The organism is Streptomyces sp. NPDC058274, from assembly GCF_042881375.1.
In the GTDB taxonomy this organism is placed as follows: Bacteria; Actinomycetota; Actinomycetes; order Streptomycetales; family Streptomycetaceae; genus Streptomyces.
The window spans coordinates 22,809-37,399 of sequence record NZ_JBHVXW010000019.1 but is presented as its reverse complement, the minus strand read 5'-3'; the positions used below and the strand labels follow the sequence as shown (position 1 = coordinate 37,399).

Sequence of the window (14,591 nt, the reverse complement as noted above, 5' to 3'; positions counted from 1 at the left end):
AGATCTGATTTGCGCTGCCTGAGCGGCCTCGGGGAAGTCGTGGAGGTCGCTCGGTCCCCCGGTCGGGGGAACGAAGGCAGGGCCGATCGGTCACTGGGCACGCTAGGGAGTCGGGGCCCGGAGGCCGGACAGCACACGGCCCCGGGCCGCCCATTCTCACTCGAACGGGCGGCACCGGGGCTGTTGTTGATCATCCAGAAGGAAGATCAGAGCTTCGTCGTGGTCGCGTGCGGAGTCGGAGCGCTACCGCGGTCGCGCTGGGATCAGAGCTTGGTCCATGCCTCCGTCAGCACCTGGCGGACGATCCGCTCGATCTCGTCGAAGGTCGACTGGTCGGAGATCAGCGGCGGCGACAGCTGGATGACCGGGTCACCGCGGTCGTCGGCGCGGCAGTACAGGCCGTACTCGAAGAGCTTCTTGGAGACGAAGCCGTAGAGCACGCGCTCCGACTCCTCGTCCGTGAAGGTCTCCTTGGTGGCCTTGTCCTTCACCAGCTCGATGCCGTAGAAGAAGCCGTTGCCGCGGACGTCGCCGACGATCGGGAGGTCGTGCAGCTTCTGCAGCGTGGAGAGGAAGTTGGCCTCGTTGTCGAGGACGTGCTGGTTGAGGCCCTCGCGCTCGAACAGGTCGAGGTTGGCGCAGCCGACAGCGGCCGACACGGGGTGGCCGCCGAAGGTATAGCCGTGCAGGAAGGTGTTGTCGCCCTTGTAGAACGGCTCGGCGAGCTTGTCCGAGATGATGCACGCGCCGATCGGGGAGTAGCCCGAGGTCATGCCCTTGGCGCAGGTGATCATGTCCGGTACGTAGCCGAACTTGTCGCAGGCGAACATCGTGCCGAGACGGCCGAAGGCGCAGATGACCTCGTCCGACACGAGCAGTACGTCGTACTGGTCGCAGATCTCGCGCACGCGCTGGAAGTAGCCGGGCGGCGGCGGGAAGCAGCCGCCGGCGTTCTGCACCGGCTCCAGGAAGACGGCCGCGACCGTCTCCGGGCCCTCGAAGAGGATCTCCTGCTCGATCTGGTCGGCGGCCCAGCGGCCGAAGGCCTCCGGGTCGTCGCCGTGGATCGGGGCGCGGTAGATGTTGGTGTTCGGGACCTTGTGCGCGCCCGGGACGAGCGGCTCGAAGGGGGCCTTCAGAGCCGGCAGACCCGTGATGGACAGGGCGCCCTGCGGGGTGCCGTGGTAGGCGACCGCGCGCGAGATGACCTTGTACTTCGTGTGGTTGCCGGTGAGCTTGTGGTACTGCTTCGCCAGCTTCCACGCGGTCTCGACGGCCTCGCCGCCGCCGGTGGTGAAGAAGACCTTGTTCAGGTCGCCCGGCGCGTAGTCCGCGAGGCGCTCGGCGAGCTCGACGGCCTTCGGGTGGGCGTAGGACCAGATCGGGAAGAAGGCCAGTTCCTGCGCCTGCTTGAAGGCGGTCTCGGCCAGCTCCGTGCGGCCGTGGCCCGCCTGGACCACGAACAGGCCGGCAAGACCGTCGAGGTAGCGCTTGCCCTTGTCGTCGTAGATGTAGGTGCCCTCACCCTTGACGATGGTGGGAACGGGCGCGTTCTCGTACGAGGACATGCGGGTGAAGTGCATCCACAGGTGGTCGTACGCGGTCTTGCTGAGGTCCTTGGTGCTCACGGCTATCGGGTTCCCCACATGTAGGTCTGCTTCTTGAGCTTCAGGTAGACGAAGCTCTCGGTGGAGCGCACGCCGGGCAGCACCCGGATGCGTTTGTTGATGACGTCCAGCAGGTGGTCGTCGTCCTCGCAGACGACTTCTACGAGGAGGTCGAACGAGCCCGCGGTCATCACCACGTACTCGACTTCCGACATGGCTGTCAGCGCGTCGGCCACCGGTTCGAGGTCACCCTCGACATTGATGCCGACCATCGCCTGCCTGCGGAAACCCACGGTGAGCGGGTCCGTGACGGCGACGATCTGCATGACGCCCTGATCGAGCAGCTTCTGGACGCGCTGGCGCACGGCGGCTTCGGAGAGACCCACGGCCTTGCCGATGGCGGCGTACGGGCGGCGTCCGTCCTGCTGCAGCTGTTCGATGATGGCGAGGGAGACGGTGTCCAACTGGGGACTGCCGTTCCTGGACTCGCGAGAGTCCCTGGGGTCTGCGCTTCGACTGGCCACGGACTCACTGTGCACGACGTCTCGACAGTTCCGCAAGGCCGTAGCGATGAAATTCGTTGTTTACGAGCACACGTCTTGCGGATTTCGCAGATCTGGGGCGGCCGGGGGTGTTGAAAACGTGGGTGCACGGATTAGGGTGGGGACTCAGAAATCTCAGGTAGTGGACACCTGGGCCGTTGACATCCGACAGGAGGGCCGGGCAGTGAGCACCGAGCTGCGTCGTCTGCGCAATTACATCGACGGTGAGTTCCGGGACGCCGCCGACGGACGGACCACCGAGGTGGTCAACCCCGCGACCGGTGAGGCGTACGCGACCGCGCCGCTGTCCGGACAGGCGGACGTCGACGCGGCGATGGCGGCCGCCGCCGAGGCCTTCCCGGCCTGGCGCGACAAGACGCCCGCCGAGCGCCAGAAGGCCCTCCTCAAGATCGCGGACGCGTTCGAGGAGCGGGCCGAGGAGCTCATCGCGGCCGAGGTGGAGAACACCGGCAAGCCGATCGGACTGACCAGGTCCGAGGAGATCCCGCCGATGGTGGACCAGATCCGCTTCTTCGCGGGTGCGGCGCGGATGCTGGAGGGGCGCAGCGCCGGCGAGTACATGGAGGGCCTGACCTCCATCGTCCGCCGCGAGCCGATCGGCGTCTGCGCCCAGGTCGCGCCGTGGAACTACCCGATGATGATGGCCGTATGGAAGTTCGCCCCGGCGCTGGCCGCGGGCAACACGGTCGTGCTGAAGCCGTCGGACACCACCCCGGCCTCCACCGTCCTGATCGCCGAGATCATCGGCGGCATCCTCGACAAGGGCGTCTTCAACGTCATCTGCGGCGACCGCGACACCGGCCGCGCGATGGTCGAGCACCCCACCCCGGCGATGGCCTCCATCACCGGTTCCGTGCGCGCCGGCATGTCGGTCGCCGAGTCGGCGTCCAAGGACCTCAAGCGGGTCCACCTGGAGCTGGGCGGCAAGGCCCCGGTCGTCGTCTTCGAGGACACCGACATCCCCAAGGCCGTCGAGGACATCTCGGTGGCGGGCTTCTTCAACGCCGGCCAGGACTGTACGGCCGCCACCCGCGTCCTCGTCCAGGAGTCGATCCACGACGAGTTCGTGGCCGCGCTCGCCAAGGCCGCCGCCGACACGAAGACCGGGCAGCCGGACGACGAGGACGTGCTGTACGGCCCGCTCAACAACCCCAACCAGCTCAAGCAGGTGGCCGGCTTCATCGAGCGGCTGCCCGCCCACGCCAAGGTCGAGGCCGGTGGCCACCAGGTCGGCGAGAAGGGCTACTTCTACGCCCCGACCGTCGTCTCGGGCCTCAAGCAGGACGACGAGATCATCCAGAACGAGGTCTTCGGACCGGTCATCACCGTCCAGTCCTTCACGGACGAGGACCAGGCCATCGAGTGGGCCAACGGCGTCGACTACGCCCTCGCCTCCTCGGTCTGGACGAAGAACCACGGGCGCGCGATGCGCCTGTCCAAGGCCCTCGACTTCGGCTGCGTGTGGATCAACACCCACATCCCGCTGGTCGCCGAGATGCCCCACGGCGGCTTCAAGAAGTCCGGCTACGGCAAGGACCTCTCGGCGTACGGGTTCGACGACTACACGCGCATCAAGCACGTCATGACCTCACTGGACGCGTAGGTCTCGACCCCGGGGCCTTCGGCTCCGCGCGCGGCCCCGGACGGGTGGATTCCGTCCGGGGCCGCGGTGTTTTCCCCTTCGGTGGGGTCGGGGGCCGGGGGTCGGGCGTTCTTGGTGCTGGTGCTGGTGCTGGTGCTGGTGCTGGTGCTGGTGCCGGCTTTCGCCGACGTGCCCTGGAGTGGTCGACGGCGTCCGTAGTGGGCGGCGCCCCCGAGTGATCGACAGGGTGTCGGTTCGGCGGGCGTGCGCTCGACGCAGCGTCCATTGTCCGCGCCGTCGCCCTGACGGCATGCTGCCCAGGTGCCCGCGAAACGCAAGTCCTCGCCCCTGTCCCGCCGGTCCCTGCTGCGCGCGCTGGGCGGGGGTGCCGCGCTCGGCGCCCTGGCGGGCTGCGGGGTGCCTGCCGCGTACGTGGCACCCGGCGATCGGGCCGGGGCCGATCTGTCCGCCCACGACAAGCGTCTGACCTGGGCGAACTGGCCGCTGTACATCGACACGGACGACGAGGACACGACCCGGCGGCCCACGCTGGACGCCTTCGAGCGGCGTACCGGGATCTCGGTCGACTATGTCGAGGAGATCAACGACAACGACGAGTTCTTCGGCAAGATCAGCCCCTCCCTGATGAACCACCAGCAGACGGGCCGCGATCTCATCGTCATCAGCGACTGGATGTGCGCGCGCTTCGTCCGGCTCGGGTGGGTCCAGGCGATGGACCGTGCCAAGCAGCCGAACGTCACCAAGTACCTTGACCCGCTGCTGCGTTCGCCGGCCTTCGACCCGGGCCGCAAGTCCACCGTGCCCTGGCAGTCGGGGATCACCGGCATCGCGTACAACCGCCGGAAACTGGGCCGCGACATCCGGCACGTCTCCGACCTGTGGGCGGACGACCTGAAGGGCCGGGTGACGCTTCTCTCCGGACTCGACGAGGCGTTCGCGCTCCTCATGCAGGGCAACGGCGTCGACATCACCCGGTGGACGGCCGACGACTTCCACACGGTGTGCGACCAGGTGGAGAAGCACGTCCACAGCGGCCGGATCCGCCGCTTCACCGGCAACGACTACATCAAGGACCTCTCCAGCGGCGACGTCCTCGCCTGTCAGGCCTACTCCGGTGACGTGATCCAGCTCCAGGCCGACGACCCGGACATCCGCTTCGTCGTCCCCGAGGAGGGCGCCGAGCTGTGGTCCGAGTCGCTGATGATTCCCAACCTGGCCCGCCACAAGGCGAACGCGGAACGGCTCGTCGACTACTACTACCAGCCCGAGGTCGCCGCGGAGCTGGCCACCTGGGTCAACTACGTCTGCCCGGTCCCCGCCGCCCAGGACGTCCTGGCCTCCGCCAAGGACAAGGACACCGCCGCCCTGGCCGAGGACCCGCTGATCTTCCCCGACGCCACCATGCGCAAGCGGCTCGCGATCGCCCGCGACATCACCTCCACGGAACGCACGGAGTTCGGAAAGCGGTGGAACGCGATCGCGGGGCTCTGAGCGGGGCGGTGAGGGGGGTTCTGTGGCGAGCGCGATCGGATCAGCGGCCGTCAGTGCCCGCTGGGGGTCCGGCCTCAGAAGCCGCCGCGGCCACCGAAGCCGCCCCCGTGCCCGTGTTCCTCGGATCCGGTGGGTGCCGTGGTGGGGGCGGTGGAGCCGTCGGCGGCCTTGAAGCCGGCCTTGTCCAGGGCGGACTGGAGGGACGCGGCATAGCTCTGGCTGGTGAATGTCGCGCCGCTGACCGAGTCGATCGCGGCGCTCTGCTTGGTCAGGGCGCTCTCCCGCAGGGCCGGCACCGCGCCGTTGCTGATCTGCACGGACTGCGGTTCGTTGCTGGGTATCTGGAGCGGCTTGACGTCCGTGATCTTCCCGCTCTTGATGGTGACCTGGACCTGGGTGTTGCCGAACTGGGTGGTGATGGCGGCGCCGGTGGCGGTGGTGGTCGAGCCGCTCTTCGAGACAGCCGCGTCCTGGCTTGCCGACGACGAAGAGGATGACGCGACCGCGGGGGTGACCTCGTGGGGCTTGAACATCAGCACGCCAGTGGTGCCGATCACGGTCGCGACCAGAACGATCGGGGCACGTCGCATGGGGTTCTCCAGGGATGGCCGAAAGAGTCGGAAGGTACGAGGGGAGCCGGGGAGCCGGGAGCCGGGGAGCCGGGGAGCCGGGAGCCGGGGAGCCGGGAGCCGGGGGATTCGCGGCCGGTGTGCGCCGTCAGAACACGAAGTCCTCGTGGTGGATGTGGCGCGCGGGCACCCCGGCGTCACGGGCGGCGCTGATGACCGTGCGGGTGAACTCGTCGGGGCCGCAGACGAAGACGTCCCGGCCGGCGATGTCAGGGACGAGGGTGTGCAGGGCCGGCCCGCCCAGGCGAACGGTCTCGCGCGGTCCGGTCAACGCGTGCAGCAGGCCCCGGCGTTTGCCGACCAGCCGCTCGAACTCGTCCAGGTGGGCGATGTCTTCGGAGTACCTGCCCCGCAGCAGGACGATGACGTGACTGTCCTGGGGCAGGTCGTCGAGGAGGGCGCGGATGGGGGTCGTACCCACGCCGGCGCCGACGAGCAGGACGTTCCGGGACTGGCTCGCGTCGGCGGTGAAGACCCCGTAGGGGCCCTCGAACGCCACCCGGGTGCCGGGAGTGAGCCGGGACAGCGCCGTACTGTGGTCGCCCAACTCCTTGACGGTGATGCGGAGATGACCCGCCTGGGGGGTGGCCGACAGTGAGTAGGGGTGGGCCTGCCACCACAGTTCGCGGCGCAGGAACCGCCACATCATGAACTGCCCGCCGGCCGTCGGCAGCCGCTCCAGGTGCCGCCCGCTGAGCACGATGGACCAGGTGTTCGGTCCTACGGGAGTCACCTGCGCCACGCGCAGGTCGTGCCGGACGGATCGCCACAACGGGAGCCCCACCCGGAAGACGAGCACGACGATCAGGGCGCCCACCCACAACGAGGTCCACCAGGCCGTGGCCAGGGAGTGCCCCACGAACGGCGCACCGGTGTCGACCTGGTGGACGAACGAGAGGCCGAGGCCCAGGTACGTGTAGAGGTGGACGGCCCACCAGGTCTCGTACTTCATCCGGCGTCGTGCCCGCCGGTAGGAGGTGACCGCGGCGGCCAGCAGCAGGACGCTGCCGACGGTGGCGGACAGGATGCCCGAGTAGGTCCACAGCAGCCGGCCGATCTCCGCCAGGATCCCCGACTTCGCGGCGCGCGCGTATCCGACGGTGATCAGTACGGCGTGGGCCAGCAGCAGGTAGATGCCCCAGGGGGCGAGACGCCGGTGCCAGACGATCAACCGGTCCTGGCCCAGGGCGCGTTCCAGCGGCGGGATGCGTGCCGAGAGCAGCACGATGACGACCATCGCGTATCCGCTGAGCATCCCGGTGACGCGGCCGAGTGCGGTGGCGACGCCACCCGGGGCGTCCAGCGCGCTGACCGTCGTGGCGCCGATGCCCAGCGCGAGTGAGATGCCGAGGCCGAGACCGGTGGCCGCGGCGAGAGCGTCCACGACGAGCGGGCGGCGACGGGCGGGAAACCTGCGGCGCACGTGCCCGGTCCGCCGTGACGAGGGGGGAACGGTGGGCGGGGGCCAGTTGCGCGGGCGGACGGGAGGCTTGGGAGCGGGCGGCTGGGAGACACGGGGCACGGTCATCGTGACTCCTCGGCACGATCGGCCAGGGGGAAGCCCGGCGTGAGCAACACGCGTTCGTCGTCCAGCACTGTCATGGCCTCGTATCCGTCGAGGCCGAGCGTCCAGTCGGCGGCATCGCGCCCCATGGCGAAGGCGGCGGTCGCGTACGCGTCCGCGGTGCCCAGGTCGGGGCCGCAGACGGTGACGGACAGCAGCCCGGTGGGAGGGGTGCGGGTGTGCGGGTCGACGATGTGCTCGCCGCGTTCGTACGTGCCCGAGGTCGCCACGGCGAGGTCGCCGGCGAGCACCACCCCGGCCAGGGCGCCGCGGTCCTTGGGGTGCTGGATCCCGATCCGCCAGGGCTGACCGCCTGGGCGGCTGCCCCGGCTGACGACGTCACCGCCGGCCGTCAGACAGAAGTCGGTGAGGCCCCGGGCCGCCAACGCGTCCGCGGCCCGCTGTACCGACCAGCCCTTCACCAGGGCGGACGGGTCCAGGGACCCCGTCGCCCAGGCGTCGAAGTACCCGCCTGTGTCCTGACGGAGTTCCTCGCACCTCCTGAGCACCCATCCCACCTCGGCGCTCGCGTGTCCGGGCGACAACTCACCGCGATTGATACGGGAGATGTGGCTGTCGGGCCGGTAGGTACTGAAGAGAGCGTCCACCTCGTGCAGCCAGCGCACCACGCTGCCGGCACCCGACGCGGCCTCCTCCTCGTCGCAGTCGCGCAGGTCGATGGAGACCACGGTGCCCATGACGTGCTCCACATGAACATGGCGAGCGGGCAGGTCGGTCGCAGAGTCTGCATGGCCTTGAAGACTGCTCATGGGGCTCCTCGGGGTGACGGTGGTCTGCCCTCACCTTCCCGAGCGGACCTCTCAGTTCCCTCTCAGATCACGTCGGACAGGGGCCCAGCGGCCGCTTTTAAAGAGGAATCTCAGGTTGCGGCGTCCGGGGCGTCCCTCGGGAGGATGCGGAGAAGTCCCGTCAGCGCAGCGGCAGCAGCACGGTGAACACCGTCGAACCCGGGATGCTCCGGAAGGTCAGTGTGCCCTCGTGGGCTGCCACGATGGCCGCCGCGATGGACAGACCGAGCCCCGCTCCGCCTCCCGCGCCGCGCGTTCCGGAGCCGGGGTGACGGCGGTCGGCGCGGGTGAAGCGTTCGAAGAGCGTCTGCCGCAGCTCGGACGGAACTCCGGGGCCGTCGTCCGTGACGGACAGACTGCACTGCCCCGGGTCGCTCCGCTCCAGGCGGACCGTCACCCGGGTGCCGGCCGGGGTGTGCAGCCGGGCGTTGGCCAGGAGGTTCGTCAGCACCTGCGCCAGGCGGTCGGGGTCGCCGGTGACGGTGACGGGCGTCTCGGGCAGGTCCAGTGCCCAGCGGTGCTCCGGGCTCGCTGCCCGGGCGTCGTCCGTGCAGTCGATGACCAGGTGGGTCACGTCGACCGGTGCACGCTGCAGGGGCCGGCCGGCGTCGAGCCGGGCGAGCAGCAGCAGGTCGTCGACCATGGCACTCATCCGCGCCGCCTCGGCGGCCACGCGATCGAGGGCCCGCTCGACCTTGGCGGGGACCGGGCCGGGGTGGCGAAGCGCGAGTTCGGCGTGGCCGCGGATCGAAGCGACCGGGGTACGCAGCTCATGGCTGGCGTCGGCGGCGAAGCTGCGCAGCCGCTCCTCGCTGGTGTGGCGTTTGGCCAGGGCGTCCTGGACGTGGCCGAGCATGCGGTCGAGCGCGGCGGCCACCTGCCCGGCCTCGCTGTGCGGGTCACCCACTGCCGTCGGGCCCGGCAGGGTGACCTCGCCGCTGTCCAGTTTCAGGCCGGCGACGGCCGCCGCGGTGTCCGTCACCCGGCGCAGGGGGTGCAGTGACCGGCGTACCCACAGGGCACCGGCGACCCCGGTGATCACCAACGCGCCGCCGAAGACCACGGAGGAGACCATGGCCAGGCGCCTGACCGTGTCCTGGAGCGGCGCCAACGGCAGTCCGCTGACCAGGATGTCGTCGTCCTTTCCCGCGCAGGCGTAGACGCGGTAGTCGCCGAGGGCCGACAGCGTGACGGTGTGGGCGCTGCCGTCGGTGGGGATACCGTCGAGCGTCGCCTCGTCGGCCGCGTCGAGGGTGACCCTGGTGTTCCGGTCGGCCCGGACGACGGCTGCCTCACTGACCTTCGCGTCGGTCAGCCGTGCGCCGAAGGTGCCGATACCCTGCCCGCGCGTGTCGGCACGCCTGCCGCCTCTCGTGCCTCCGAAGCCGCTGCTCCCGCCCGTCTGCTGCGGGGCGTCCGCGGTCCCCCGCAGTGTGGAGGGGAACAGGCAGCCGGAGTCGGCGAGTTGGTGGTCGAGCTGGCCGGTGAGGTAACTGCGCAGGGCGAAGACGCTCGTCAGTCCTACGGTCGCGCAGCTCAGGGCGAGCAGGACGACGAGGCCCCAGGTGAGCTTGGCGCGCAGCGTGCGGGGGCGCAGCCGGCGCAGCCGGGAACGAGCCGCCGGCTTCATGAGGCGGTGGGCTTGAGGACGTAACCGACACCGCGCACGGTATGGATCATGGGCGGCCGGCCGGCGTCCACCTTCTTGCGCAGATACGAGATGTACAGCTCGACGACGTGGGCGTGGTGGCCGTAGTCGTAGGACCAGATCCGCTCGAGGATCAGCGTCTTGCTGAGCACCTGGCGTGGATGGTGCATCAGCAGCTGCAGCAGCGCGTACTCCGTGGGGGACAGGGGGATGACCTCGCCGGCCCGGGTCACTTCATGCGCGTCCTCGTCGAGGACCAGATCGCCGACGGCCAGGGCGGTCTCGCCCGCGCTCAGGCGAGCCATGCCCGCCCGCCGCAGCAGGCCGTGCAGCCGGGCGGTGACCTCGTCCAGGCTGAACGGCTTGGTGACGTAGTCGTCGCCGCCCGCCCGGATCCCGGCGACCCGGTCCTCGACCGCGTCCCGCGCGGTGAGGAACAGCACGCACACCAGGGGGAGTTCGGCGCGGATCTCGCGCAGCACGGTGAAACCGTCGGCGTCCGGGAGCATCACGTCGAGGATCACCGCGTCCGGCCGGAACTCGGCCGTGGCCCGCACCGCCGTCAACCGGTCCGCGGCGGGCCGCGCGTCATAGCCCTCGTAGGCCAGGGCGCCGCACAGCACCTCGGTGAGATCCGGCTCGTCGTCGACCACGAGCACTCGGACACGTGTGCCGTCGTGGCGGACCAGGGGAGGTGCCGTGGGGGCCGGTTCGGCAGGGCGTGGAGTCACCGTGCCATCACTACCGGCCGATTCTGAGATTCCCCTGAGATGTACGGGCCCGGGGCACGGGCGGGGCGCAGGGCCCCGCGCCACCGGATCCGCCGAAGGCGCACTTCCCTTCCTGGTCAGCGGCACGACACGGCCTGGGGAGGACGCGCTCGGGCAACGGGCCCCGGCCGGGAGCTGAGAGCAGGCTGATAGGTCCCCCGTGCAGGGTGACGGCCAGGCGCACCCCCGCAGGCCACGGCCCGCGGGACGCGGCTCAACGGCCTCGCTCGCCCGGACGGGTTGGGCGTGCCGGGCAGGCCAAGGCGGGACTCCCGTATCCCGGCGGCCACCCCCACAGGCTTACCGGAACCGCGGTCCGCGAAGGGAACGCAGACCCTCGCGAGACCGCCCGACAGGTCCTCCGAAAGCCTCGGCCACAGCCCTTGCGCGATCATCCACAAGGAGACACATGACCACGCTCAACCCCTCTGTCGTGGAGGGACCGGTGCCACCTCGGACGGCCGGGGCCGTCGGCCGCACAGCCAGTCCCGCATGGGAACGGCCCGCCTTCTGGGCGCTGTTGCTCGTCGCGGCGGTGGCCTTCTTCTGGGATCTGGGCGCCTCGGGCTTCGGGAACGAGTTCTACGCGGCGGCCACGCAGGCGGGCGGCGAAAGCTGGAAGGCCGCCTTCTTCGGGGCATCGGACGCGGGGAACTCCATCACCGTCGACAAGCCACCGGTCGCGCTGTGGCCCATGGACATCTCCGTGCGCCTCTTCGGACTCGGGTCGTGGCAGATCCTCGCCCCCGAGGCGCTGATGGGTGTCGCCTCCGTCGGCGTGCTGTACGCGGCCGTGCGACGGCTGTACGGGCCGGCCGCCGGGCTGCTGGCCGGCGCGCTGCTGGCCCTGACTCCGGTCGCGGCGCTGATGTTCCGCTTCAACAACCCCGACGCACTGCTGACCCTGCTCATGGTGTGTGCGCTGTACTGCTTCCAGCGCGCCCTCGAAGGACACCGGGCGGTCCGCTGGATGGTGCTCACCGGGGTCTGCTTCGGTCTCGGCTTCCTGGTCAAGACCCTCCAGGCGTGGCTGATCCTGCCGGCTCTGACCCTGGTCTACCTGGTGTGCGCCGCCCTGCCGCTGACCAAGCGGATCGGCCATGTCCTGCTGGCCGGAGCCGCGATCGTGGTCAGCGGCGGATGGTGGGTGGCCGTCGTCGAACTGTGGCCCGCCGACTCCCGCCCGTACGTGGGCGGGTCCACCAACAACAGTTTCCTCGACCTGACCCTTGGCTACAACGGACTGGGACGCCTCACCGGCGAGGACAAGGGCGGCTTCGGCGGCGGCGGTTCCTCGTCGGGCAGCGTGCCCGGAGGGGGCGGAGCGGGAGGCGGCGGCCACGGCGGCGAGTCCACCGGCGTCACCCGCATGTTCGACAGCGCGCTGGGCGGTCAGATCTCCTGGCTGCTGCCCGCCGCACTGATCCTGCTGGTCGCCGCGCTGGTCGTCACCCGCAGGGCCGCCCGAACCGACCTGCATCGTGCGGGCTTTCTGGCCTGGGGCGGCGCCTTGGTCTGCACCGCGGTGACCTTCAGCTTCATGTCCGGGATCTTCCACGAGTACTACACCATCGCGCTGGCTCCCTACATCGCCGCGTTGGTCGCCATGGGTGCGGTCCACCTCCGGCGCCTGGGCGGCTCCGCCGCGACCGCGGTCCTGGCGGCGACGGTGGCCGCGACGGCGGCGTGGGCCTTCGTCCTGCTGGGACGCGCGGAAGGCTGGACCTCCCCACTGCGCTGGCCGGTGCTCGTCGCCGGGCTGCTGGCCGCACTCGGGATGATGCTCGCCCGGCTTCTCCCGCGGCGCCTGGCTCTCGGGGCGACGGGGCTCGCGCTGGCCGCCGTACTCGCCGGACCCGCATCCTTCACATGGGCCACGGTCACCACGGCCCACACAGGGCAGACCCCGCTCGCCGGCCCCGCCTCGGGCGCACAGGAACACGGCGGGCCCGCCGCGGGAGGCGCACCCCGGCAGAGCGGAACCGGTGCCGCGTCCGCTCCCTCCGGACAGAACGCCCAGTCCGGCACGGCGAAGGGCGGCGGCAGCGGCCGGCTGGGGGGCATCGACGCGGTCACGCCTCACCTGCGGGCCACGCTGGTCAAGGACGCCCAGGCCTACACCTGGGTGGCCGCGACCGTCGCCTCGGACAACCAGACCTGGCTGCAACTGGCCGTCGGCGAACCGGTGATGCCCATCGGCGGCTTCAGCGGCGGAGACCCGGCGCCGACCCTGGCCCGGTTCAAGCAGTACGTCGCGGACGGGAAGATCCACTACTTCGTCGCCCAGGGCGGCGAGGAGGGCGGCTTCGGCCGCAGCGGCACCGACAGCACCGGATCGCAGATCTCCTCCTGGGTGACGAAGACCTTCGGCTCGCAGACCGTGGGCTCGACGGTGTTGTACGACCTCACCGGTCCCGCGAGCTGAATCCCTCTCATCCGCCGGACCAGGGCCTTACGTTGCTCGCCGCGCTGCGGCCGGCGACGTGGGGCGTTCCGTCATGTCATCGGTCGGCTCGGGCTCGGGCGTGGGCTCGGGCGCGGGCGTGGGCGTGGTGAGGGCCCGTACCGGCGGGCGCGGTGCCGCGCGGCCGGCTCGTTCGGGGTCGGCCGACTCGTGAGCGGGTGGCCGACCAAGCGGGTGGCCGACCAAGCGGGTGGCCGACCAAGCGGGTAGCCGACCAAGCGGGTGGCCGACCAGGCGGGTGGCCATGGCCTTCGAGGATACTTTGCCGTCCCTTTACAACCCGCCGTGCCGCTGTCTCGTCTCTCCGCTCGATCCGTACCCGGGCCCGCCGTGTTCACCGGTTGGCCCGGCCGACGAAAGAGAGCGATTGATGCGCCGAACTGTCCTCAGCGCCATGGCACTTGCGTGCACCGCCGTGCTGGCGAGCACGGTGCCCGCCTTCGCCGACGGGGCGACCGCCACCGCCGCCCCGACGCCGGCCCAAAGCACCCCGACGCGCGCTCCCTCGGCCACCGCCGCTCCGGCATCGAGCGCCGAGCCGACCCAGGCACCGGCCCCGAGCCAGGTCTCCGTCGTACCGAAGGGAGCGCCCGACACCGGTGCGGCGCCGGTGTCGTCGCAGTCCGGAGTCGGGGGCGGAGTGATCGGTGGGGGAGCGGCGGCGGTGGTGGCCGCCGGCGGCGCGGCGGTCTTCGTCGTACGGCGCCGGCGGGCGACCGGAGCGTGACCCCGCTCTCCAGGCGCGCCTTCGTCACCGCGGCCACGGCCTCGCTGCTCGTGGGCTGCGGTGGCCCCGGCTCCGGCCAGGACACAGCCGCACGTCCTGCGAGCACACCGCCGCCCGCGCGTCCGCCGGCGAAGTCGGCGCATGCCCTCGGGCGTTCGGTCCCGGTCCGGCTGCGGATCCCGGCGATCGGGGTCGACACCCCGGTCATGCAGCTGGGGCTGGCCGCGGACGGCACCGTGGAGGTGCCGCCGGTCACGGCGCACGACCGGGCGGGCTGGTACCGGCACTCGCCGACACCGGGTCAGACCGGCCCGTCGGTGATCCTCGCCCATGTCACGGTCGGTGCCTACGGGGACGGCGTCTTCCGTCATCTCGGGCAGTTGCGCCGGAACGACCGGATCATGGCGCGCCTGGAGAACGGCACGACGGCTGAGTTCGCCGTGACCTCCGTACGGACCGTCCCCAAGGCGGAGTTCCCCGCGGACGCGGTCTACGGGGACGTGAACCGTCCGGAGCTGCGGCTCATCACCTGCGGCGGCCCCCGGACCGGTGACGGCTATCCCGACAACGTGATCGTCTTCGCCTCACTGACCGCCGCGAAGCGCTGACCCGACCTGACCCGACCCACCTCGGCCTGACCCGACCCACACGCCCCGCCCCGTCCCGCCCCCGGGATCCTGGACCGCCGGAACGTACGCCGGCGGTCCGGGCTCTTC

The 14,591-nt window shown here is 70.8% G+C and carries 12 protein-coding genes; 5 read left to right on the top strand and 7 right to left on the bottom strand.

The window, feature by feature from the left end:
* Positions 1-263: 263 nt before the first annotated feature.
* Both ACFVYF_RS29610 and ACFVYF_RS29605 read right to left on the bottom strand, forming a co-directional pair.
* Positions 264-1,646, bottom strand: coding sequence for an aspartate aminotransferase family protein (locus ACFVYF_RS29610; RefSeq protein ID WP_389460253.1), 1,383 nt, complete (start codon positions 1,644-1,646; stop codon positions 264-266).
* The gene (locus ACFVYF_RS29605; protein WP_389460252.1) at positions 1,631-2,146 is read right to left on the bottom strand and encodes an Lrp/AsnC family transcriptional regulator; all 516 of its coding nucleotides are present in this window, start codon (positions 2,144-2,146) and stop codon (positions 1,631-1,633) included. The genes ACFVYF_RS29610 and ACFVYF_RS29605 overlap by 16 nt, the downstream gene beginning before the upstream one ends.
* Positions 2,147-2,333: 187 nt before the next feature.
* Between ACFVYF_RS29605 and ACFVYF_RS29600 the strand changes: the two genes are divergently transcribed.
* Both ACFVYF_RS29600 and ACFVYF_RS29595 read left to right on the top strand, forming a co-directional pair.
* On the top strand, positions 2,334-3,773 hold the full coding sequence (locus ACFVYF_RS29600) for a gamma-aminobutyraldehyde dehydrogenase (RefSeq protein WP_389460250.1): 1,440 nt from the start codon (positions 2,334-2,336) through the stop codon (positions 3,771-3,773).
* A gap of 300 nt (positions 3,774-4,073) precedes the next feature.
* Positions 4,074-5,264: a spermidine/putrescine ABC transporter substrate-binding protein gene (locus ACFVYF_RS29595; protein ID WP_389460248.1), complete on the top strand. Its 1,191-nt coding sequence runs from the start codon at positions 4,074-4,076 to the stop codon at positions 5,262-5,264.
* Positions 5,265-5,338: 74 nt separating this feature from the next.
* Here ACFVYF_RS29595 and ACFVYF_RS29590 read toward each other — a convergent pair whose 3' ends face one another.
* The 5 genes from ACFVYF_RS29590 to ACFVYF_RS29570 all read right to left on the bottom strand — a co-directional run bounded on the left by ACFVYF_RS29590 (position 5,339) and on the right by ACFVYF_RS29570 (position 10,645).
* On the bottom strand, positions 5,339-5,854 hold the full coding sequence (locus tag ACFVYF_RS29590; protein ID WP_389460247.1) for an FMN-binding protein: 516 nt from the start codon (positions 5,852-5,854) through the stop codon (positions 5,339-5,341).
* A gap of 127 nt (positions 5,855-5,981) precedes the next feature.
* A complete protein-coding gene (locus ACFVYF_RS29585; RefSeq protein ID WP_389460245.1) occupies positions 5,982-7,421 on the bottom strand; it encodes a ferric reductase-like transmembrane domain-containing protein in 1,440 nt (479 codons plus the stop codon).
* Positions 7,418-8,227, bottom strand: a complete 810-nt coding sequence (locus ACFVYF_RS29580) for an FAD:protein FMN transferase (RefSeq protein WP_389460243.1) — start codon at positions 8,225-8,227, stop codon at positions 7,418-7,420. Before ACFVYF_RS29580 ends, ACFVYF_RS29585 begins: the two co-directional genes overlap by 4 nt.
* A gap of 160 nt (positions 8,228-8,387) precedes the next feature.
* The gene (locus tag ACFVYF_RS29575) at positions 8,388-9,896 is read right to left on the bottom strand and encodes a sensor histidine kinase (protein WP_389460241.1); all 1,509 of its coding nucleotides are present in this window, start codon (positions 9,894-9,896) and stop codon (positions 8,388-8,390) included.
* On the bottom strand, positions 9,893-10,645 hold the full coding sequence (locus ACFVYF_RS29570; protein WP_389460239.1) for a response regulator transcription factor: 753 nt from the start codon (positions 10,643-10,645) through the stop codon (positions 9,893-9,895). The genes ACFVYF_RS29575 and ACFVYF_RS29570 overlap by 4 nt, the downstream gene beginning before the upstream one ends.
* 448 nt (positions 10,646-11,093) lie before the next feature.
* Between ACFVYF_RS29570 and ACFVYF_RS29565 the strand changes: the two genes are divergently transcribed.
* From ACFVYF_RS29565 to ACFVYF_RS29555, 3 genes are all read left to right on the top strand, one after another.
* Positions 11,094-13,109 (top strand): ArnT family glycosyltransferase, encoded by a 2,016-nt coding sequence (locus tag ACFVYF_RS29565; protein ID WP_389460237.1) that lies wholly within the window; start codon positions 11,094-11,096, stop codon positions 13,107-13,109.
* A gap of 409 nt (positions 13,110-13,518) precedes the next feature.
* Positions 13,519-13,875, top strand: coding sequence for a sortase-dependent protein (locus ACFVYF_RS29560; RefSeq protein WP_389460235.1), 357 nt, complete (start codon positions 13,519-13,521; stop codon positions 13,873-13,875).
* A complete protein-coding gene (locus tag ACFVYF_RS29555) occupies positions 13,872-14,483 on the top strand; it encodes a class F sortase (protein ID WP_389460234.1) in 612 nt (203 codons plus the stop codon). Before ACFVYF_RS29560 ends, ACFVYF_RS29555 begins: the two co-directional genes overlap by 4 nt.
* Positions 14,484-14,591 lie beyond the last annotated feature (108 nt).